General features: G+C 40.2%; 16 protein-coding genes and 1 pseudogene. 14 read left to right on the forward strand and 3 right to left on the reverse strand.

Going from position 1 to position 22,371, the window contains the following annotated elements:
- The first annotated feature begins 554 nt into the window (after positions 1-554).
- The 10 genes from LG336_RS09820 (at position 555) to LG336_RS09865 (ending at position 12,285) form a co-directional block, all read left to right on the forward strand.
- Positions 555-1,919, forward strand: a complete 1,365-nt coding sequence (locus tag LG336_RS09820) for a spore germination protein (RefSeq protein WP_404332394.1) — start codon at positions 555-557, stop codon at positions 1,917-1,919.
- Positions 1,916-3,010, forward strand: coding sequence for a GerAB/ArcD/ProY family transporter (locus tag LG336_RS09825; protein WP_404332395.1), 1,095 nt, complete (start codon positions 1,916-1,918; stop codon positions 3,008-3,010). The genes LG336_RS09820 and LG336_RS09825 overlap by 4 nt, the downstream gene beginning before the upstream one ends.
- Positions 3,007-4,128: a Ger(x)C family spore germination protein gene (locus LG336_RS09830; protein WP_404332396.1), complete on the forward strand. Its 1,122-nt coding sequence runs from the start codon at positions 3,007-3,009 to the stop codon at positions 4,126-4,128. Before LG336_RS09825 ends, LG336_RS09830 begins: the two co-directional genes overlap by 4 nt.
- A gap of 142 nt (positions 4,129-4,270) precedes the next feature.
- Positions 4,271-5,749, forward strand: coding sequence for a YcdB/YcdC domain-containing protein (locus LG336_RS09835; RefSeq protein WP_404332397.1), 1,479 nt, complete (start codon positions 4,271-4,273; stop codon positions 5,747-5,749).
- A gap of 22 nt (positions 5,750-5,771) precedes the next feature.
- Positions 5,772-6,974 (forward strand): DUF4085 family protein, encoded by a 1,203-nt coding sequence (locus tag LG336_RS09840; protein ID WP_404332398.1) that lies wholly within the window; start codon positions 5,772-5,774, stop codon positions 6,972-6,974.
- A gap of 398 nt (positions 6,975-7,372) precedes the next feature.
- Positions 7,373-7,954, forward strand: coding sequence for a histidine phosphatase family protein (locus LG336_RS09845; RefSeq protein ID WP_404332399.1), 582 nt, complete (start codon positions 7,373-7,375; stop codon positions 7,952-7,954).
- 245 nt (positions 7,955-8,199) lie between these two features.
- Complete coding sequence (locus tag LG336_RS09850) at positions 8,200-8,991, forward strand: DUF2935 domain-containing protein (RefSeq protein ID WP_404332400.1); 792 nt, start codon at positions 8,200-8,202, stop codon at positions 8,989-8,991.
- Between the two features lie 182 nt (positions 8,992-9,173).
- Positions 9,174-9,893 carry a 3-ketoacyl-ACP reductase gene (locus LG336_RS09855; protein WP_404332401.1) on the forward strand — a complete coding sequence of 240 codons (720 nt, stop codon included), beginning with the start codon at positions 9,174-9,176 and terminating at the stop codon, positions 9,891-9,893.
- Between the two features lie 129 nt (positions 9,894-10,022).
- Complete coding sequence (locus tag LG336_RS09860) at positions 10,023-11,894, forward strand: dihydroorotate dehydrogenase (protein WP_404332402.1); 1,872 nt, start codon at positions 10,023-10,025, stop codon at positions 11,892-11,894.
- A gap of 13 nt (positions 11,895-11,907) precedes the next feature.
- On the forward strand, positions 11,908-12,285 hold the full coding sequence (locus tag LG336_RS09865; protein WP_404332403.1) for an enoyl-CoA hydratase: 378 nt from the start codon (positions 11,908-11,910) through the stop codon (positions 12,283-12,285).
- Positions 12,286-12,358: 73 nt separating this feature from the next.
- On the opposite strand, the pseudogene LG336_RS09870 reads toward LG336_RS09865, so the two are convergent.
- Both LG336_RS09870 and LG336_RS09875 read right to left on the reverse strand, forming a co-directional pair.
- A pseudogene (locus LG336_RS09870) lies at positions 12,359-12,784 on the reverse strand (peroxiredoxin-like family protein); the annotation flags it as partial.
- Positions 12,785-12,920: 136 nt separating this feature from the next.
- Entirely contained in the window at positions 12,921-13,364 is a 444-nt protein-coding gene (locus tag LG336_RS09875; protein WP_404332404.1) for a MarR family winged helix-turn-helix transcriptional regulator, read from the reverse strand.
- Positions 13,365-13,664: 300 nt separating this feature from the next.
- On the opposite strand from LG336_RS09875, the gene LG336_RS09880 reads away from it, so the two are divergent.
- From LG336_RS09880 to LG336_RS09895, 4 genes are read left to right on the forward strand one after another with little or no spacing between them, the layout of a single operon-like run.
- Positions 13,665-15,167 (forward strand): TIGR02677 family protein, encoded by a 1,503-nt coding sequence (locus LG336_RS09880; protein ID WP_404332405.1) that lies wholly within the window; start codon positions 13,665-13,667, stop codon positions 15,165-15,167.
- A gap of 44 nt (positions 15,168-15,211) precedes the next feature.
- Positions 15,212-16,327: a TIGR02678 family protein gene (locus tag LG336_RS09885; protein ID WP_404333128.1), complete on the forward strand. Its 1,116-nt coding sequence runs from the start codon at positions 15,212-15,214 to the stop codon at positions 16,325-16,327.
- Positions 16,328-20,440, forward strand: coding sequence for a TIGR02680 family protein (locus tag LG336_RS09890; protein ID WP_404332406.1), 4,113 nt, complete (start codon positions 16,328-16,330; stop codon positions 20,438-20,440).
- A complete protein-coding gene (locus LG336_RS09895) occupies positions 20,433-21,716 on the forward strand; it encodes a TIGR02679 family protein (RefSeq protein ID WP_404332407.1) in 1,284 nt (427 codons plus the stop codon). The genes LG336_RS09890 and LG336_RS09895 overlap by 8 nt, the downstream gene beginning before the upstream one ends.
- 123 nt (positions 21,717-21,839) lie before the next feature.
- On the opposite strand, the gene LG336_RS09900 is transcribed toward LG336_RS09895, so the two are convergent.
- Positions 21,840-22,025: a hypothetical protein gene (locus tag LG336_RS09900; protein WP_404332408.1), complete on the reverse strand. Its 186-nt coding sequence runs from the start codon at positions 22,023-22,025 to the stop codon at positions 21,840-21,842.
- Positions 22,026-22,371: the final 346 nt, after the last annotated feature.

Here is a 22,371-nt window from a genome sequence, read left to right on the forward strand (position 1 = left end):
TTTTATTTGATTATTGGCGAGGATATAGAGAGACACAATGGTGCTTCATAAGGAAGGGGACGTTGAACTTCTTAAGAAATTAGCGAAAACTGCTAAAAGCCGATGAACCCGCAATCTCGAATGGAATCAAGAAAACCCCCGCTTCATAAGGCCGATGAACCCGTAATCTCGAATGGAATCAAGAAGAACCCCACTTCATATGGCCGATGAACCCGAAATCTCGAAAGGAATCAAGATGAACCCCGCTTCATAAAGCCGATGAACCCGAAATCTCGAAAGGAATCAAGAAGAACCCCGCTTCATAAGGCCGATTAACCCGAAATCTCGAAAGGAATCAAGAAAAACCACCGCTTCATAAAGTGGATCAATCGAGAAAACCCTCAAATTAGGGGGTGAAAAGCACTATTGCAGTGTTTTTTAGACTCTTTCTCCACGTCTTATATAAAAGGAAGCAAGAGAGCGTCCATGGCCGCATTCCAATAGTAGATGAATGACAACTCCGTTTTCGGACACGATACTAGTATACTTTGAACATGATAATAGGAGAAATTTACATGCTGTTTAAGAATCGTAAGCCTAATGTTGAAGAGGAGCTTGAGTGGCTCATAAACGAATTGAAGCCATCAAGCGATATCCTACATAAACCGTTGCGCTTAGAAGATAAACACGCCGAATTGGTTTATATTCGATCGGTCGTGGATGCTGTGCAACTTCAACAGATTGTGATTAAACCCTTTTTTGAATTAGCGAGTGAACAACATGTAGAAGCCTATTTAAAGTCACTACCCAATCAGCAAGAAGTCACTTCTAAAGAACAAGTCCTTTTAGAACTCACAAAGGGCAGTGTCGTAGTGAGGCTGAAAGACGAGCTTTTGTTATTAGATATTAAAAAAGTCAATACCGACACCGTCAGGGAAACGAGTATTGAGCCCACGATACTAGGGCCTCAATATGCGCTAAGTGAGGATATTATAACGAATCTTAATTTAATTCGGCAACGGTATCATAAGCCTTCGCTTACTGTCGAAACCGTGGAAGTAGGACAGAAAAGCCAGCAGTCGTTAGCCATTGTCTATGATGAAGAGTTTGTTCGTGAAGGGGTACTTAAACAGATTAAAAGCAAGATAGAATCATTAGATGAACCAGTTATTCAATCCACAACCCAGTTACAGCGGTTAATCAACGTACGGAAACGCTCATTAATTCCAACCATGATGACGACTGAGCGCACGGATCGGGTTGTGTACAACCTTGCAGGAGGAAAAGTGGTTTTATTATTGGATGGCGCTCCAACGACGATTATAGCCCCAGCCGTTTTTTGGGATTTCATGACGTCCATGGAGGACAATTATGGCCTGTATTGGGTAACGAAGTTTTCGAAATTCCTTCGTTATCTTGGGTTGTTTACCAGTCTCATTCTACCCGGGCTTTATGTGGCAGCGACATCGTTTAATCCTGAGGTATTCCGAGTTGAGCTAGCACTATCAATTGCTGGGAGCCGGATTGGGGTCCCATATCCCTCTTTTGTTGAAGTTTTGTTTATGTTGATCGTCATGGAGCTCCTAACCGAAGCAAGTATTCGTCTTCCGAAAGCCGTAACGGGCACAGCCACAACGGTTGGCGGGTTAATCTTAGGGACAGCTGCAACCGAAGCGGCTCTCGCATCGAACATTATGATTATAATCGTGGCCTTGGTCGCGATTTCAACCTTTGTTATTCCAATCAATGAAATGGGTTTTGCCATTCGATTTGTAAGGTATTTATTGCTATTTGCCGCAACTGCAGCTGGTTTGGCTGGGTTAGCACTGGGCCTCATTGGAATTTTGATGTATTTGGCCAGTATGGAAAGCTTTGGCGAACCTTATTTTAAACTCTTTTTTGAAAAGAAAAGGGAAGAAACAAGGGTGAAGACGTCATGAGCCGTTATTTTTACTATTTAGTATTTGTAAATATGGTGGCAAATGTTGTGGCATCGGTTCCGAAGATTCTTTTAGAAAAGAAATCAGAAGGAGCGATTGTCTCCATGGTTTTAGCCATTATTATAGGAATGGTCTTATGTTATATTGTGGCAAAGTTTTTCACTTCTTTCCCTGGGCAGGGACTACCTGAATTGATGAAAAAATATTTGCCCCGTTGGTTCGCGAACATGCTCCTTCTTTTCGTGGCTAGCGCTTGGTATATTGCAGGATTAATCACTTTAGTTACTTACTCATTTTTACTAAAACGGTTCTTAACACCGGACATGCCATTGGTGTGGATTACTAGTATTTTTCTGCTTTTTATCTCGTATGGGATTCTGATGAAGACAAGCAGTGTCCTTTATACGATTGAATTTGTCCTACTATGCTCCACGCCAATCATTGTCCTCATCATGATAAAATCCTATACAACACCTCAACTAAAATGGGACTTTATTAGGGAATCGGTCATGCATATCTACCATGTACCTAGCTTTTCGGCCCTGTCCGCATCGACTTATCTGTTGTTGGGGGGATTCAACCTAATTGTTTTCAATCGCTTTTTCACCAAAAACCATAAGATTACCTTAAAACAAATTCTATTCATTGGCATGGTAGGGGCAGGAGCTTTGTTTACAACCTATTTTATTCCAATCGGGATGAACGGTTTTGAAAGTGTGGAAATGATTGCATATCCATGGATTTCAACAAGCGATACGCTTCGATTAGAGCTTGGGGTCATTGAGAGAATCCTATTTGTCTTTTTGATTTTATACTTGGCGATCTCCTTTTTAAGTTTATTAATTCACTGGCATGTATCTTTAGAATTGTTTAAAAGCGTGCTTGAATTTAAACGTCTTAAATGGAAGGGGAAAAGTGTAACGCCGTTTCTTGTTATCGGTCTTTTTTGGTTTAGTAGCATCCGAGTAACAAAGTACCTGACCGAATACCAACTAACCTTATATACAAGTTATTTCTTCAATCTTTTACTTTGTTCCCTAATTGTGATGATAGGCCTTTTTTGGTTTATTTTAAGGAGGGCAAAGTCATGAAAAAGAATATTCAGCGTTTAGGAAAATCATTTTTTATCATCGTTGCTGTTAGCGTCCTTCTTTTCCAATCAGGGTGTGGGTTTAAGGATATCGATAAGCGGATTTTTGTGTTGTCTATTGGAGTTGACCACACTGATAATGAAGAAAGACCGTACCGAGTTATTTTAAAACTTGCGGTCCCATCGGGGTCAATCAAACAATCGGGTACAGAATATACCTATTTGGTCGGGGAAAGTGAATCATTCAGTACGGCCATCAGGAACTTAAAAACGCAAACCGATAAGGAACTTGATTTTGGTCATGCAAAGGTCATTGTCTTTGGGGAAGATATTCTTCACCATGAATTAGAGGAAATCATGGATTTTTTCCTAAGAAGAAGGGATATTCAATTGGTTTCTTGGGTGGCAATTGGTCAACCATCAGCCGAAAATGTGTTAAAAGCGGAGCCTGAATCAGAGATGGCTGGTTCCCATGCTTTATTTAACCTTTTTGACCAGAACGGGGTCGAAAGCCCACTTGTCGTGACAACTTATTTATTTGATTTTAGGAGGAGAGTGTTGGAGAGGGGAATTGATCCGATTTTACCTGTGTTATTCGCAAATGAAGACAAGAAGAGAATTGACGTTAATCGTGCAATTGTAGTGAACGGCAATAAAAAGCGCGTCGAGTTGAATCCAAAACAAACAACGATTTACAACTTATTGAGCAATAATTCCAAACGTTTCGACGTTAGGGTTAAAAATGACGATTTGAACTTTACGGTGGCAATCGATACGTCAAATGTTCATTTTCACATCAATACCGAAACCAAACAAAAGCCCATCATAAAGATGGATATCGAAATGGTGGGTATTATTCAGGAAGCCGATGTGTATACAGATTCTAGTAAGTTGCAAACCTACAGCAAAGCCACTAGTAAAACTATCGAAGAAGACGTGTTGGAAGTCTTAAAGAAGTTTCTGGAAGAAGGGGTGGATCCGCTTGGTTTTGGCGTCAGATACAAAGCAACGAGACTTCATAATAATAAACGAAATGAAGAGTGGCAAGAACTTTATCCTAAGGTAACGTTCGAAGTAAACGCTAAAGCATCTCTTAAGAGTACGGGTGTGATAGAGTAAGGTGTGTGGCCTTTTTTGCGTGAAAGTCAGACAAAACGGTCTGGCTTCTTTTTTTAGGAGAAGAAAGGCAAGCTCATTCATGTCTAGGGAAAGATAGACTAAGCGACAAGCGGAAAAATTGATTTTCTAAAAGGAGAAAAAGATGGAGTCTCTATTACATTTACTACAGCCATTTTTATCGGTGGAGGTTTATCAAACGTATGCTGATTATGAAGTTTATGAATTGTTTGATAAAAAAACGAATGAACAAATGGGCATGTACACCTTGAATGAACAAGGGGAGTTAGCTAATTTCTCATTAGATGGGGAAGCTGTGACTGGAAATTTATCCAAGCAAGAGCTTGTTTCAGTTGCAGACCTATTTATCGAGACGTTTCATCCTGATAAAAAGCAGGAATATGAGCTTTCTGCCATCATCGATTTAGATAATCCTTATATGATTTCTTATGAAAAAAGAGAGGATAAGTACGGACTGTTTTTACATAGTGAAGGTTTTACCGTGTCTGTTTCAACCAATGGGAGAGTTCAGCAGTTTTTTTATGAAAAGGAAGACTATCAAATCATCTATCCAGATAGGATGATCCCTGAAGAAAAGGCACTTGAAACGTATATGGAACACCTCAATTTTGAACTCATTATCACAAAGTTTGATCAGGAGGTTTTTAAGAATGGAGACAACAAACTCCATCTATCCTACAGCGTGAATGAGCATGCTTTTGATATCCCAGCTGATGGGCGTGAGCCGGCTGTACTGAAAGAGGAAATTGACTGGAAACCTATCTCTCCGCAGGATGCACCAAATGACAATCTCTATAAGTTAATTGGTTTAACCGCTGAGCATAAACAATTGGAGGTATTTGTTGAAGGAAATAAGCGGATTGAAATCTGGTCCTTACGGGAGGCTAACGGTCCTGTGAATAGCGATATGGACGAAATCGATCCTCATATTACTAAGCTCTGTTTTGGTCAAAAAAGTGGGCACCTTCTGCAAGTAACTAGCGGGGAACAGGCTGACCAGAACGGCAATGAAATAGGGATTGAAGCCGCTAAACAAAAAGCGTTAGAAGTCATGTTCAAACTTTTCCCTGATACAGATGAACGGTTTCGGCTCGAAGTGTTGGAGGATTATGTGGAGGACGCCGAAGACGAAGCCTTTTTTGAAGAGGAGAAGTTCGAAGAGATTTCGAATTCGTTAGTAGAGGGATTAGAAGAAATAGGTGTAGAAGGTTCCATCGAAGATGACATCGAGTTTGAGGACAATTACACGTTCTATTTTCATCTCATGTTTAACGGTGTTCGAGTGGACGACTGTGTATCAATCATTGGGATTGGAAAACATTCAGGGAAGGTCAATCATTTCCAATTGAATGTTTTGGAAGAGGCTGACTATCAGCAGCTAACTAGTATGCCAGTAATCTCGCAAGAGGAAGCGAAAAGGATCTACAAGGACCTACTAAAGATGGAGTTATTATTTGTCCGCGAGTATGATGAAACCTATAAAGCCCTCTATACACTAAGCTATGGTCCATCTTTCCCAAAAACCATTGGTCATGTTCGTGCCCTTGATGCCATCACAGGCAAAGCGATGTATGTCGACGTGGGCGATGCGACGTTTTATTAATAGAAAAGGGAGGTGAGTGGACTTGAAGTGGAATCTATCAAAAGAAGCGAAAGAAAAATTCTTGAAATGTAATCTCCTGCCGATTCATGAATCGGACGAAGAATGGGAAATGGTTTTAAGGGAAGCAGAAGAAGAAGAAGGGGAAAATCTTCAGGGGCGTTTGACAGCGGAGCTTGAAGAAGTGAAAAAGGAATTGGTTCAGGTTTTGCCTAGTCGTTTCCTGCAGTATGTAGAAAATGGGCAATTGAATCAGCCTACCTTGCCAAAATCTGTTCGCGAGGATTATTTGCAGTGGATGCGAGAACATGAGGAGGAATTTGAACAAGTATTAGATGCTGCCTATGATCAGACAAAGCAGGCTGTGATATCCTTGCCTACCAGCGTCCAGGAAATCTTTGCAGAAAGTTTGCATGATTCGACGATTGTGCGCATCGTGAGGGAAAGGGACACTCTTCACCTGTATCTCAATACAGATGGAGGCTTTTCAACGAAAGCGCTGATTCATTTTATTTTTAAAAAGGTTTTCTCGGAAACAAGCGATCAACCAATCGAGGTTGGGCAATGGTTGGTTTACGACGAATTGCAGAAAATCGATAATGGATATGCATTTCGAGTATTGTTTGAAAGTCCCGAAGATGAATGGACAATAACAATGGAGGATATGGATGCTGCGTATTATTATCGCCCTAGTGTTTTTGTTAGGTTGAGAGATGAAGACAAGCTAGAGGAAACCACCTTAACAGAATATACGGAGCAACTAAATCCAGATCATTCTTATTGGTTCATAACCCCGGATGTGACGTGTGCCATTCAATCTTTTAGGGCTGGGATTACTTTAGAAAATGGGAAGATTGAGTATGGAGCCAAGGCCCTGGTTGTAACAGTAGGAAATGAGCGGTTTACATATAATATAGAAGAACGCAGTCTGATTAAGTTTATTTACACAGACATCTATGAGGATCCCTATGCTCAATTGAACGAACCTGTTCCAACAGAAGAGCTCGAGCAAGCCGCATTGAGTGATGAATTAGAATGGCAGGTACGAGCATGGAATACGATGTATAATAATCCCAAAGAGCTAGCAGATATCATTAATACAATATTGCTAGAAATCGAGATGACCGAAGAAAATGAAATGATTTTAAGTGTTTATACGAGTCATTTTCAAAAAGAGGGAATATTATCAGAAGCCGTCATTGAAAAATTCAAGACTATAATGGAGTAGCGGTATGTTTCATTGTGGGATTGTTTTGTTCATAACAATCCTACTGATAAGGAAGACTAGAAAAGGTTTTTAAGGGAGGAAAGTACTGTTTCGTGTTGCCAACGTTTTTCATTATCATCCTATTCTCCTTCCTCGTTTCAACACTAACCAGCATTTGGATATTAAAAATAAAGAATAATAAATGGATAGGGATATGGGTTTCTTTCATTATAAATATCCTAATTCTATCAATAGCAACAATAATCCTCTTCCAGTTGGACGTTCAAACATTTCATAAGAAAACTGAGGGATTATTCGGTAGTTTAGGTATTTTGGCTTTAGTATTTTTCATCCCAATCAACACTATCCTTAACTTCTATATATTAGAATTTGTGAAAAACAAATAAAGGGGGAGTGCAATGACAACCATAGGACTCGTTCGACATGGAGTAACCGAATGGAATACATTAGGTAGAGCACAGGGAGTAACAGATATTCCTTTAAGTGAAGTTGGAAAGCAACAAGCGTGTGATATGGGGGAAAGACTACTCCAAGAAGAAGAAAAATGGGATATCCTGATTACAAGTGACTTAAAAAGGTCTATTGAAACTGGACAAATCATTGGAGAGAAACTAAATATATCTATCAGTCATTTTGATAAAAGAATTCAAGAAATCAATTGTGGGGAAATCGAAGGGACCACTGAGGAAGAAAGAATTCATAGGTGGGGAAAGAACTGGCGTGATTTAGATCTTGGGATGGAAAAGTTTGAAGATGTATCTAAAAGAGGAGTAGAATTCTTAGAAGAAATAGCTAATACCTATAAAGGAAAAAGAATATTGATCATTAGTCACGGTGCGTTAATTGGGTTAACGTTACAACGAATCCTTCCTGAAAAGTTTCAAAAAACCTATATTGATAATACCTCTATCACTCTATTAAAATACACAGAAAATAAATGGGATTGTATTTTGTATAATTGTACAAAGCATTTAAAATGACTTACTCCACAGGACAAGCCCGCTGCCCGCGTGGTTTTACGGGGAAATTCTATAACGAATATGTCCTATTTAAGTTGAAGAGTACAAGAGGTTAAAATCGAGCTACCATATACTTGGTGGCTTTTTTAGGTAACAGAAGTATTCTTAATGAAGAGCGTTATAAAATAAAAAGGAGGATGGAAGAATTTGTATAAGTATAGGGCGAATAAACTCTAATTGGGGAAATCTTATTTAGGGGTGAAGACATGTCCAATGCATTTGTCTCTCGATCGCTTGATGAAATTCGTTTTTGGTCAAGGATTATGAAGGAACATGCTTTGTTTTTAAGCCTCGGATTCAGTTTTAATGATTCAAAACTAATCCAAGAAGCACAGCAACATATTACTTTATTTGAAAGAATCGAAGAACAGCTTAGCCGTTATTCTCCAAGCTCCGATCCACAGCTCATTCGAAATTTTAACAATTATGTGTATCAGGCTGCGACTTCAATCTGGGCTTATAAGCGAAAAGTTCTGGGATTGGTTTTGCGTTGTGAGATTCACTCAAATAACTTTCCATTGCTGGTTGATCACATTAGCAGAGAAGCTGCTTATTTTGCTAATCGCTTAAAAGAACTCAATGAGGGGAGAATCATCCCTTTACCTGAAGCCATTATTAAGGAAAACGTCTTTTTTCTAAAAATTATGGCAGACCATTCAAAGTTTATTGGTCACCTTCTTGATCCTTCCGAAAGGAAATTAGTTGAGCAAGCCAGAGAATTTAGTCACGACTTTGACCAACTTGTTTTTCAAGCAATTGACTTGGATTCCATGCGTCCTCAATCAGAAACGCCACCCATTCTAGATCAATTCCTAGACCAAAACCGTGTATCCGTCGTTGCTCTAAGGGATTTTAAGAAGACGGCTAGAGAGTTAATTGAAGCATGTAGAATCAAGAGTAATATTCATCCATTGCTTGCGGATCACACTTTCCGCGAGGCCGAACGCTTTTTGTCTATCATTGATCTGTTTGAGGCTAGCCTTACTTCAGGGAAATAGATTTGTTTTTGTAAAATTAATAGGTTTATATATACTGTAGGGATATTCAATGGTTGCCGTGTACTATGGCTTATCTCTTCATAATAAATCAATCATCACCCATGAAATTGCGTATGCTTTGTACTAACCCAAATTTATCGTTAGAATGAGGGAAACGTACTTTTTATGGAGGGATGAGGCTGATGCAATCTTTAAAAGGGAAAAAAGCACTGATTACAGGTGGAAGCAGAGGGATTGGGCGAGCAACGGCCCTAGCGCTTGCGAAGCAAGGCGTTGAGCTTGGGTTAATTGCCCGTTCAGAGGGAAGCTTCGACTCAATTCGAAAAGAATTAACTGATCTTGACGCAACCTTTGTTACGGCTACCGCAGATGTTTCTCAAGAAAGTGAGGTTCAACAAGCGGTCAGTAAGATTGAAGACGAACTTGGTGGGATTGATATCCTCATTAATAACGCCGGAGTTGGGGCAAGAGGGTCGTTTCTCGAACTAGCAACGGATGAGTGGAAAAAGGTACTGGACACCAATGTCATGGGGATCGTTTACGTCACGAAAGCAGTACTGCCGGGGATGATTGAGAAAAACAAGGGGGACATCATTAATATTTCCTCGATGTCTGGCCTAAAAGGGACCGAGGGTTCTAGCGCATATAGTGCCTCGAAATTTGCGGTGATCGGTATGAGCGAGTCCCTTATGCAAGAAGTGCGCCGTCACAATATCCGTGTTAGCGTGCTAACCCCAAGTCTTGTCGATACCGAGTTTACGCGCGGACGAGATTCCGAGCCGAGAGACCCTAACAAATTCATGCAAGCGGAGGATATTGCAGAACACATTCTCGGATTGCTCCAGCTAGAACAACGTATCTTCATTAAAACCTCTGCACAGTGGGCAACAAATCCGTTTTAGGAAAGAAGATGGACTCCCTTGTTAGCAAGGGGGTCTTCTCTCTGTAGCTAAACATGGTAGAATATTAATGAGGAAAGTAGAGGAGGACTGCAGCGAGCAGCCTAAATTTATTTTTAGAAGGTGTTGTATATGCCAGATTGGTCTTATCATCCACTAAAAAAGTTTGTCCTCGATAAAGTAAGGCCGAAAACAAGCAGAGAGTTCATACATAAATCGATGAGTACGATTGCCTCTATTCCTGGTGGACGGGGACTTATTGGATTTTTAGGACATATGCAACCTTCATCGGAAATACAGAAGGTAGTGAATGACACAACCTTTTCGTCGCCTATTGGGTTAAGTGCCAATATTGATCCCCATTTGTCAGGAACGAACGCCTTTCAAGAGTTGGGGTTTGGCTTTATAGAAATTGGACCCATCGTAATGAATGAACCTACATCCCAACAAGAACCGAAAAGGGACAATCATCATATTCTATTTTCTACTCATCAAGAGAAAGTTCCTCTCAAACTAGCCATTAAAAAACTAACAAAATCGAACATTAAAATTCCTATATTCGCCAATATCGGTACGCAAGTAACACAAAATGAATTGAGCATCATTGTGCAGCATTTAACCCCTTTTGTGGATGCTTTTATCGGGACAAGTGAACAGTTTACCTCTTATATAGATAAGAATAGAATCGTTTCGGAGCGTCCTTTTTATGTATCATGCTTCGCTGATGAAATGAACCCTGAAGAGATAGAATCGTTCAATCAGGAACCACCTCTGGCGGGGATTGTCATAAATGCTCCTCGTCGAACAGAGGACGGATATTGGCATGAAGCGGCAAATTCAAATGAATGCCTTGTAGAGACGGTTAAACGCTTGAAGAATCTCTATCCGGAGCTAACGGTCGTCACCTCTGGCGGAGTGGAGACGCCAGAAGAAGGGGATACCTTAATTCACGCGGGTGCCGATTTAATCCTTTTAACAGACGGCTATGTAAACGCGGGGCCAGGTTTGCCCAAGCGAATTCATGAAAGATTATTATATGAAGAAGCTCAAATGGTTCACAACCCAAACTGGTACTGGTCTTTTCTGTTTGGTCTTGCCATCTTCATTGGTGGTTTGATTGCTTTATATTTTGCATTTACAAGCGTGATGCTTCCTTACGATGAATCCTTTATCGGTCTATCAAGAGGGGATCTTTTACAAGTAAACCCGTTCATCTTGTCCTTTATGTCCCATGATCGAATGGCACTCGCCGGGACAATGATATCGGGAGGAATCATTTATATCCAGCTTGCACGCCACGGAATAAAAGCAAACCTGCATTGGGCAAAGATTGCTTTTCACAGTGCAGCCATCATAGGATTTATTGGGATTGTTCTTTTTATCGGCTATGGTTACTTTGATTGGCTACACGGTTTATTTTGGCTAATCCTGCTCCCAATCTATTATTTTAGTTTTAAAGAAGGGAAAGGAGTCAAAGGTTCCCCAACTTCCTGTCATGGACAAAATGATAAAGCCTGGAAGTATGGACTTTATGGTCAGCTCATGTTCGTGATCCTTGGCTTTTTAATCGTAATAGGTGGAATCGTCATTAGCACAATCGGCGTATCTAAGGTGTTTGTGTCAACCGATTTAACCTTCTTATGTATGTCACCTCAAATGCTTGAAAACATTAGTCAGAATCTGATCCCCGTCATCGCCCATGACCGAGCAGGATTTGGCAGTGCCCTTATAAGTGTGGGATTGCTGGTGCTGATGATTTCCTTGTGGGGCTTTCGACAAGGCGAAGGTTGGATTTGGAATACGCTCGCAATCGGAGCCATGCCTGCATTCATCACAGGAATTGGAACCCACATCTACATTGGCTACACACCATTTATCCACTTGCTCCCCGTATACCTATTAGTCCTTCTATATATACTGGGATTAATATTTTCATATCCATTCTTAAAGGGAAGGACGGGGCGGCCCGGGACGGAGGGACAGGTCCCTCGTCCCAGAAAATAAAGGGGGAATATAATTGTCTTTAAAAGTTGGAGATATCATTTCCTTTGAACGTACGTTCACAATAGAGGATGTTGAACTGTTCAGTAAGGATTCTGGTGACGAAGGCATTCATCACGTTACTCCAGATGAGCAGGGGAGACTTATCGTTCAGGGCTTGTTGACAGCGACGTTGCCAACCAAAGTGGGCGGAGATCACAATGTGCTAGCTCGGACGATGGATTTTGAGTTTTTGAAGCCGGTTTTTACTAGTGATACAATCAAGTGTGAAGTCACAATCGAGAAATATGAAAAGACAGATAAAAACAGAACAGCCATAATGGCTACTTTCTTATGCACGAATCAAAATGAGAAACAAGTGTTGCGAGGGAACTTTGCTGGGGTGATTCTTTAAATTGATAGAAGAAAGGAAACTTTGAACAGAATTGCTCTATGTTTCCTTCCTTCTATTTTAATATTGCTAAATTCTATTTCATTTGTCCTAAAAGTTGGTCAATCGTAGCATGGTCTTCTGGCGCTGTGTCGACATGACTCCATGTTACTTCACCAGATTCACTAAACAGCCAAGACCCACCTTGAATGTAAATGTCATGTGTTTTCATAGCTTTTTTGACGAGGTTTTGTTGCTTTTCATCACTAGGAAGGAAGGTCTTAGATCCCCCTTTTAACAAGGCTTTTCCGGCTTTAAGAAGCAGCTTTGTTTTTGCCATACTGACGTGCCCCATTTCACGATAGAGAGCCCGGGCTGGATCGCCATAGATTGGAAACGGATACGGCCCAAACGCAGTATCAAATTGTTCTAAGAAAGAACGATTCGAAGGGGTAATAATGATAACTTGATAACCTGTTGCAGAAATTTCTTGGTATCGATCACGCAACTGCGTGAGCATTTCTCGACAAACCGGTCAACCAGGGTGGCGAACGAAAACAACTAAGCTTTTTTGCCCGTTTAAAATGTCGCGAAACGTCTTATCTTCATGGAAAGGTCTTTGTAATGGAAGATCCATGTTTTCACCTCATAGTAGTATTTTAACGCGTTACGTTTTGCAAACTTTGAATCATTTGGTTCATTTGTTTCAATAGCCCCAAGTATTCGTCTTTCGTTAGACCAAAATGAGGAATACACTTTTCAGGCAAGTTTAACGCCTCTTCTCGCAGCTGTTCTCCTCGCTCTGTAAGGGCAATATAAACCTTCCGTTCATCCTCTGTTCCTCGAACTCTTTTCACTAACTCTAATGCTTCCATTCTTTTTAACATTGGTGTAAGTGTTCCACTATCTAAAAACAGCTTTTCACCAATTTCTTTTACAGTTAAACGCTTATGCTCCCAAAGAACCGTCAACGCTAAAAATTGCGGATAAGTAATCCCTAACTCATCTAAAAAGGGACGATACAAACGCGTGATTTCCCGCGAACAGGCATAAATGGCAAAGCAAAGTTGATTATCAAGCTTTAAAAATTGTTCACTTTCCATAAAACTATTATCTCCTCCACAATTAAATTGTGTGCAATCTAATTATCTTGTTTGCTCTCGAGAAAGTCAAGGTTTGGTGTTTAAAAGCATAATGAAAGGTCCTCATGTATGGACCGAACCTTATAAACCAAGTAATCATGTATTAAACATAAAATAAGGTCTACCTAGTATATAAAAAGGATGAACACTAGAGAAACCCCCGCTTCCTATACACATATATTACTATAATTTTCATTTCCCATTCTTTTTCCTTTCTACTACAATAGAACTAATAGACTATATTTTTTAAGGATGATTATTTTGGACGTAACCATGAAGAAAGTGGTCGAGGCTAGTTATCTAACGGTTGACTCTGCCGCTCATTATCGGACCATTCTGCGCTATTTTTATCATCAGCATGAAAGAATGAGGGATTTTATTGCACCAGAGGAAATTCTCGACTATATGCGCTCGATCCCAGCATTCTCTGATTACCAAGAAGATCAGCTGCATCAACAACTAGGGCAGCTTGTAAAATGGAATAATTTAATTGCCCGCCAGGATATGACGAGTGCCAAGACCATTGAGGAGTATAAGAAAAAGCGATTTCGCTATCAATCTACTCCTTATACAATAGAAATCGAAAGAATGCTTGTTGTGTTAGAAAAGAAAGTTGGTGACACCTTCCAAGGTTCATTGGAAAGGTCTCAATTTGATCGTCTTCTACAAGCATTGATTGGCTTGCAAAAGGAAATTGATGAGGGCTTAACAAAAAACGCCGAGGAATATATGCGTATTTGGGAAGATGTTTTCCGTTATTTTCAAACCATCCGTACAAGTACGGCGGACTATATCGCCTATATTAATAGTGAGCAGACCGACCAACGGATGCAAACGGAAGCCTTTCTTGTTTATAAAAATCAATTTACAACCTATCTACGAGATTTTATTGTCTCGCTGCAAAAAACGTCCTTGCAAATTGGAGAACGACTAAACGAGCTTTCACTTGGAAAATTAGATTCCTTTTTTCAAAAGTTAATTGAACATCGTCGGTCCATTCCTAGATTAGAAGATGTTAGTTCCTCTGAACAAGAATGGAAAACGGAGTATCAGGAATATTGGGGCTCTCTAAGGCAATGGTTTCTAGGGTCCACTTCTCAGCAAAGTGAATTGGAAGTCTTGCAATGGCAGACAAACGAAATGATCCGGCGGATGACGAGGTATGTTCAACGAATAGGGGAAAGGCAACAACATTTTCGGAGCCGCAAAAATGATTACCTGCATTTAGCTAAATGGTTCGCCAATAGTGAGTCACTTGATGCCGCTCATAAAATCTCTTCCGTTGTTTTTGGGAGCATGACGATTCAGCATTTGCAATTAGAAGAAGGAACAACCGATAATTTGCATTCCGATACATGGGAGGAGAATCCGACCATTCTGGCGTTAAAGCCCAGGACAAACCGTTATCGAGAAAAAACAAAACCAGGGTCGATGACTTCTAACGAGGAAAAAAAGACGCGCCAACGAGAGCAATACCTCGAGGAACGAAGACAAGAACGAGCTCTCATCGATCGATATATGACCGAAGGGGTGATTCAGTTATCTGCCTTATCAAAAGTCGAGCCTTTCATTCGCAAAGTGTTATTAGGATGGATTGGGAAATCGATGGCCAGTAAAGATAGAAAAGTAAAGACAGACTATGGATTGGTGGTTAAGGTAACGATTGATAAGGAGAACAGCATTTTACTAGAGTCTGATGATGGAACATTAAAAATGCCCGATGCTTTGTTTGAATTTGAAGTGCAGGGAGGTGGCGCGCGTTGAAGCTAGAGCAAACACTTGAGTTTGATGAAAAAGCAAACCAGGGTATGGATCTCTTATTTCATCATTACTGGGTCTTAAGGTCGGAACATCCAGAATGGTACCAGCTAATTCGTGAACGAGAAAAAGTTCTTCGTCGATACATTGATGAAAAGTTTGGTTTGCGTTTGATTGTCCATCAGCATTTTATCAAGCTAGAGAAAATCCCGGTTGAACCAGAGCGCTGGATGGGCATTCAAGATTTTCAGGAACCAATGGATTATGCGATTTTTTGCTGTGCTTTATCTTTTTTAGAAGGGAAATCGGTGGACGAGCAATTTCTCTTATCCGATTTGAGTCAGGAAATTCAAGCCGATTATCCCGGTGATTTTCCATTAGACTGGACCCTTTATGTTCATCGAAAATCCTTGATTCGGGCGATGAAGGTATTGGTTGATTTTCAATTAATCCGCACGATTGATGGCGATATCGGTCGATTTGACCATAATGAAGACCAAGAAGTGTTATATGAGGCGACACTATACAGTCGATACTTTATGCGCACCTATCCCGATGATTTTAGTAGCTATCAGGATTGGCAAGAATTGTTAAAAGAAGATTGGAAACTGAATCAAGAAGATGAACGTCGGAAAAGGGTTTATCGGAAGCTGTTCTTTTCTCCTGGCTTACATCGGGTTGATCAGCAGGATCCGGACTTTTTATATATACGAAACTTCAGAAATCGATTATCAGAAGATATCGAGAGTCATAGTGATTACAAATTGCATCTGTATAAAAACACGGCCTTTTTGTCGGTTGCACAGGCAAAACAATACCAGCAACTATTTCCTACTTCTAAAGCATCAACCGATATTATTTTGCAGTTTTCAAACTTTTTGCATGAACATCTTGACTGTTATAGTCCGAAGGAAAATGGGGAAATTGTCATGACAGAAGGAGAAATGGAGGAAGTGCTCGAGGTTCTTCGCAAACAATATGAGCAAGGCTGGTCAAAGTACTTTCGAGAAAAATCCACAAGTGCGATTAGGGTTGAATTAATTGAAAGCATGAAGGATTGGATGATGGTTGAACTTGATGAAGATAGTTTACTGATTAAAATAAAGCCTTTGTTGGGTGTACTAGCAGGAACGTTTCCGGCAGATTTTGAAGGAGGAGAAAACTAAATGTCAACCAATAGGTGGGTGATGAATCGAGCGGGTCTGTTAAATTTTTGGTATTACGATGAAGAGACCTTTCAATTTCAAGATGGCAAGCTTTTACTCCGCGGATCGAATGGTTCGGGGAAATCGGTGACGATGCAGAGCTTTCTTCCTGTTTTACTAGATGGGAAGAAATCCCCAGATCGCCTCGATCCCTTTGGTTCAAAAGCGAGACGAATGGAAGATTATTTGCTTGGTGAAAAAGAAGTAGTCGACCGCGATGAACGGACGGGATATTTATTTATTGAATATAAAAAACAAGATTCTGAGCAATACATGACCACAGGAATTGGTATGCAGGCGAAGCGGAATAAGGGGATTAAATCATGGTACTTTCTCATAACCGATAATCGCAGGATTGGACTAGACTTCCACTTAGCGCAAAAGCATGCAGGAGAGAAAGTCCCGCTGTCTGCGAAAGAATTAGAAAACCGAATTGGCCAAGGCGGGTATGTTGTCCAGACACAACGAGAGTATATGGAGCTTGTGAATAAGTATGTATTTGGCTTTAACTCGAATGAAGCATACGAAGACTTGATTAAGCTGTTGATTCAATTAAGAAGCCCAAAACTTTCAAAGGATTTTAAGCCAACGGTAATCTATGAAATTTTAGAGTCCGCGTTGCCACCGTTAACCGACGATGAGTTGCGGCATCTGTCCGACACGATTGAAAACATGGACCAAGCGACACAGCAATTGGAACAGTTAGAGCGAGAATCAGATTCGATACAAAGGCTTGAAAAAGTGTATGACACCTATAATAAATTCATTCTTGCTGAACGATCTCAGCAGTGGAGACGAGCTCAGCAAAAGAGCAAAGGTGCTGAGAAGCTTGTTCAAGACTATAAAGAGCAATATGAGAGTTTAGGGGAAGAAATTGATCGATTGACCGTTAATTTACAGGCATTTACACAACAAAAAACGGTTGCCGAACAAGAAAGATCTTCCTTGCAGAAACATGAAGTTTGGTCGTTAGAGGAAGAAAAGGGGAAAAAGTTAGCTGAGTCTGAAAACCTTTCAAATGAAGTGAAGAACCTTCAAACGAAATGGGATGACTTAAATACAAAACTTCGAAGTAAATGGAAGGAAAAAGAGACTACGGAAAATGAACTGTTCGGCTATGAACAAAAGGCAAAAGAACTTTTAGACGAGTTAGCGCTTGATGCCGAAAATGCAGCTTTCCATCAACATGAAGTAAATGTAGACGATTATGAACGCTCTTCATCAGAATCCTTTGATTTTACCGTTTGGTTAAAAGAAGCAAAAGACCATCAGGGGCTGTTAGTCGGGTTGGAAAAACTAGCGGAAAAAGCAGAGCGTTTAGGTGATGAGCAGAGTCGTTTACAGCGTGAGTCTTCGGAGAAGAAGAAGATTGTCGACGAACACATCAAGGAATTGGATCACCTCCAGGAGTGGTTTGATGACCAACATCAACAATTGGAAAGCAACGTTTTTCGTTGGATGGAAGAGCACCCGAAGCTCGTTTATTCTGCAGAACTTCGGCAAGAAATGGCTAGATTAATCCAAGGACTATATGAACGAAACCGATATGACCAAGTCCGGGATAAATTGTATTCCGCCATTCATGATTTTGAAGCAGAAGCGAAAAAAGACATTGCTGTAACCAAGAATGAGCGAGATGGAAAGCTAGGTCAAATAAGAGAAACCGAAGTCGAACTGCATAAGATTAAAACTCAGAAGATGTTAGAGCCTGAAAGGGCAAGTGGAACGAATCTTCATCGTGAAAAATTAAAAGAAACTGGACAAGCCTTTTTACCATTTTATGCGGCTGTAGAATTTCAAGACCATGTTACCGACGAACAACGTGAACGTATTGAATCGGCTTTAAAAAAGACCGGTGTCTTAGACAGCTTGATTGCGGACCGACCGCTTCTTCCTGAGCAAGATGCAGTACTCGTGACGGAGCCGCGCTTATTAGGCTATACGCTTGCAGACTATTTAATGCCCGACTTAGATGAAGATAGTCCGATTTCGAAAGAATTAGTCGATGAAGTGCTGCGCTCAATTCCACTTGAACAAGACGGGAGCGGGTTTAATCTAGATGTCGATGGTTCGTATTCAATCGGATGTCTAGTTGGTCATGCACCTAAGGAATCGGCCTCTAAATTCATTGGCCGGACTTCACGTAAGCGACATCAACGAGAGCAAATCCAATTATGGACAGAAAAACTCCAGCAACTTCAAATGGAATTGGATCAGATTAATCAAAAACTACTAGCTTTAGATGTAAATCTGAAAGAAATTGAAAGCTGGAAAAAAGAGATTCCGATTGATACAGATTTATCCGACCTTCATGATCAAATGGTGAAAAAGCAACAGGTAATCCATAGGGAACAGGAATTACTTCGATTGATTGATGACAAATGGAAGCTTACCTATGAAGAATTAATGAGTACAAAAAAAGAACTTCGTGATCGCGGCCACCAATTGAACATTTCGTTAACCATTGAGGAAATCAGTCAGGCGCTTGAAGCGGCTGGAAGTTACGTTGAATTTTTATATAAATTCGAGAAGAATTCCATTCATTTGTTGAATGCTCAATCGCGTATAAATGACCATAAAGAAAGAATCGAAGAAATCGAGGGAGAATTGGATTCAATTAAAGGGGAGCAAAATCGGAAAAACGACCAATTTTCTCAACTAAAAGCAGTGATCCATTCGATTGAAAAACAACTCCAGTTAAAAGGAATCGATGAAATTAGAAACAGAATTCGGGAGGTTCAACATTTATTAAGGGAGGCGGAACAGGAAATAAATAAGATTCATCAAGCTCTGCCTAAAAAACAAGCCGATCAAGAACGGTGCACAGAAAAGCTTGCTGAGGCAGAGAAAGAGCTACGTTTCTGGCAAAACATGAACACCGAATGGGAGCATATCGTCGAAAGTGAGAAAAATCGAGGATTCTTTGAAGTGGAAGGACAAGACCCTTCTGCCGTTTTTGTCCAGTTCGAGTCAGTATTTACAAAATACGAACGCTCGAAGCTGTTAGAACAACTTTCAAAAGTTTTTATTAATGAACAAACGCATTTAACCGAATATCGGATGTTTGAGTATACAGAAGATGCCGAAACACCGGAGTGGTTTAGCGAAGACTACGGGGATCATTTTGAGCCCTATAAAAATGAATGGCGACAATTAAGGGGCCGACGACTGATTCAAATGGAATATCACGGGCAGCGGGTAAGTCCATATTTTGTTTCCTCTGCATTGAAGAAAGAGCTAGCAGAACAAAAAGGGTGGTTGGATGAACAAGATCGCCAGCTCTATGAAGATATCATTGTGAAAAGTGTAGGGGTCATCCTTAGGAATCGAATTAAACGAGCGCAAACCTGGGTAAAAGAGATGGATAAAATTATGGCTGACCGTGATAATTCATCTGGATTAATTTTCTCGATTGCTTGGAAGCCACTTACCGCTGAATCAGAACAAGAATTGGATACACAGGATCTTGTAAAACTTTTACAAAGAGATAGTAAGTTTTTGAATGAAGAAGATTTAGAGCGAATTACAAAGCACTTCCAGTCGCGGATTGCGAAAGCAAAGGAGCTCATTCAATTACGTAATGAGGGGTCTACGCTTCACCAAGTGTTAAAAGAAGTGCTAGATTATCGAAAGTGGTTCACCTTTGTACTTTCCTTTCGTCGAGTTAACGAACCAAAACGGGAACTGACAAACAATGCTTTCTTTAAATTTAGTGGAGGAGAAAAGGCGATGGCGATGTACATTCCGCTGTTCACTGCTGCCTATTCTCGTTATAAGGAAGCAAGTGAGATGGCACCTTTTATTATTTCACTAGATGAAGCATTTGCAGGTGTCGATGAAAACAATATTCGGGACATGTTTGAGGTCGTCGAACAGCTCAGGTTTAACTATATTATGAACTCTCAAGCGCTGTGGGGAGATTATGATACAATTTCAAGTTTATCAATCTGTGAACTGGTCCGTCCGAAAAATGCGGACTACGTGACGGTGATTCGCTACCAATGGGATGGCAAGCAAAAGTCGCTAGTCATTGATGAGCACGAACAAATGGAGGAACTGGTTACACATGAATAAAAAGCTTAAAGTTTTTAAAGTTGAGCCGGGATTTCTTAAACTGTTTACATTATTTAAAGAGAAGTACCGTTCCCTAGGTCGGGTAGGGGGAACGGTGAGCATCAAAACGTTTACCGAAGAGGAACTCGAATCAATTGCTGGCTTTCTTGGTCAATCGAAGGAAAGACTTCAAGAAAAAGGAAGCATTGCGTTACTTGATTTTGAAAAAGAATTAACGCACACGGGCTTTTCTGATTACACTCTTTTACCGTTGTTAGAAGCTGTATTGCAGGAAACGATTTTTACCAAAAAGGAAGAGTCCGAACGAGCAAAACAACAAGAGGATCAGTTCGTTGATTCTCTTGTAAAACAAATTCCTGATGGTAAATGGTGGCTTGAGTGGATCCAAGCAAAATCCGCTGATACAAGATGGATATGGTCTCTCTATAAACATAATAAAGAAGAATTATACGAGAAATTACTGGCTGTTTTTCAGGCGTTTACTGCCCGTCCAACTAAAGGAGACTTTGAACGTCTTCCATTCTTTTCTCAAAGAACGACGGGGAATCCACATTTTTTTGATCCCAATGAGGTTGGCGGGAAATTGCTGCTCCATTGTTTGTATGTGAATCAAATGAAACAAGGGAATTCTGATGCAGTTATGCCGAAAACAGTGGAGGAATTAAATGATCTTCTCGCTGAATACGGAATTATGCGAGACGACTTGTGGAACTTTGTAACGTGTCAAGGTTTGCTTGCTTCAACGAATGACAAGGTGCATCCTGTTTGGCAAGCGGCAATTAACACTCACTCGGTTATGAACATGCCGATAAAAGAACTGACTAAAGTCGACAGAGTATGGCCGGCGTTGGGAACAAAAGTCTGGATTGTCGAGAATTCAAGTGTTTGTTCGACACTCATGGATGCAGTTCCGATTGCGCCAATCGTCTGTACCCACGGGCAACTCCGGGTTGCGAGTTGGCAGCTGTTAGACCGGCTCGTTCAATCAAATTGCACCCTCTATTATTCTGGGGATATTGATCCAGAAGGCATTGTCATCGCGGAGAAATTGAAGAAAAGATATCAAGACCGGGTTATTTTATGGCGAATGGATCAGGAAACATATAAAGGGAGCATATCTAATGAAGATATTTCTAGTAGATTGTCTAAATTAGAAAGCCTTTCGTCACCTGAGTGGAAGGGTTTAATCACGATGATGAAACAGGTTAAAAAGGCAGGTTATCAGGAAGCGATTGTTTCGAGTTTAATAAGGGATATTCAGAGGAGTCTGGATTAGGGATTAATTTAGAAGATACTAAGATGGTTAATTTAGGTGGTCCGAAATTACCAGCATATTAACTGTCTCGGTTTATAAAATGTATATTTTATTCATTATCTAAAAACTCTTTTCTTAGCTCCTCTAGTGTGTAGGAGGTTGTTTCTCCCACTTCGTATTCTTTACGTGCTTCATGGATTGCTTGAACTTCATCCTCAGTTGGCTCTTCTTCAGAAATTGTAAAAGCTTAATGACCTTTACAAGTTCGGCTAGTTTTTCATCAGGACCTGTTTCAATTAATTTATAGATATCTTCTCTTTCGATTGCCATTTTTTCATCTCCTTTTCCATCATTATATCTCATCTAATATTGATATAATATAACAACTTAGAGCTTTCTCTATAAAGCAGAGCACCCATCCTCAAAATAATCAGCATGGCAGCAAAACATTTCTTCAAAATCGTAGGTTAATACTGTTTTTAAGGATTCAATCAAGGTTGGAATACTTTCTTCGTGTAAAACAACCTTTTTAATTTCACCCCTTGAACCGCCACTGTCCCGTTTCCGAAATGAACCTTATTGATAGTTTGTTGCTCGAAGTTTCTTTTTAATAACATAAATGTAATCCCTCGCTTAATTATGAACTTAATAAAATTTTAACATAAATTGAATGAAT

The sequence above is a fragment of the Mesobacillus maritimus genome, from assembly GCF_044803185.1.
Classification (GTDB): Bacteria; Bacillota; Bacilli; order Bacillales; family Cytobacillaceae; genus Mesobacillus_B; species Mesobacillus_B maritimus_B.

Coding starts and splice junctions, on each gene's coding strand:
- LG336_RS09855 (WP_404332401.1), top strand. CDS start 9,174: ATGCAATCTTTAAAAGGGAAAAAAGCACTGATTACAGGTGGAAGCAGA.
- LG336_RS09820 (WP_404332394.1), top strand. CDS start 555: ATGCTGTTTAAGAATCGTAAGCCTAATGTTGAAGAGGAGCTTGAGTGG.
- LG336_RS09830 (WP_404332396.1), top strand. CDS start 3,007: ATGAAAAAGAATATTCAGCGTTTAGGAAAATCATTTTTTATCATCGTT.
- LG336_RS09885 (WP_404333128.1), top strand. CDS start 15,212: ATGGATCTCTTATTTCATCATTACTGGGTCTTAAGGTCGGAACATCCA.
- LG336_RS09845 (WP_404332399.1), top strand. CDS start 7,373: ATGACAACCATAGGACTCGTTCGACATGGAGTAACCGAATGGAATACA.
- LG336_RS09890 (WP_404332406.1), top strand. CDS start 16,328: ATGTCAACCAATAGGTGGGTGATGAATCGAGCGGGTCTGTTAAATTTT.
- LG336_RS09835 (WP_404332397.1), top strand. CDS start 4,271: ATGGAGTCTCTATTACATTTACTACAGCCATTTTTATCGGTGGAGGTT.
- LG336_RS09860 (WP_404332402.1), top strand. CDS start 10,023: ATGCCAGATTGGTCTTATCATCCACTAAAAAAGTTTGTCCTCGATAAA.
- LG336_RS09900 (WP_404332408.1), bottom strand. CDS start 22,025: ATGGCAATCGAAAGAGAAGATATCTATAAATTAATTGAAACAGGTCCT.
- LG336_RS09895 (WP_404332407.1), top strand. CDS start 20,433: ATGAATAAAAAGCTTAAAGTTTTTAAAGTTGAGCCGGGATTTCTTAAA.
- LG336_RS09825 (WP_404332395.1), top strand. CDS start 1,916: ATGAGCCGTTATTTTTACTATTTAGTATTTGTAAATATGGTGGCAAAT.
- LG336_RS09850 (WP_404332400.1), top strand. CDS start 8,200: ATGTCCAATGCATTTGTCTCTCGATCGCTTGATGAAATTCGTTTTTGG.
- LG336_RS09875 (WP_404332404.1), bottom strand. CDS start 13,364: ATGGAAAGTGAACAATTTTTAAAGCTTGATAATCAACTTTGCTTTGCC.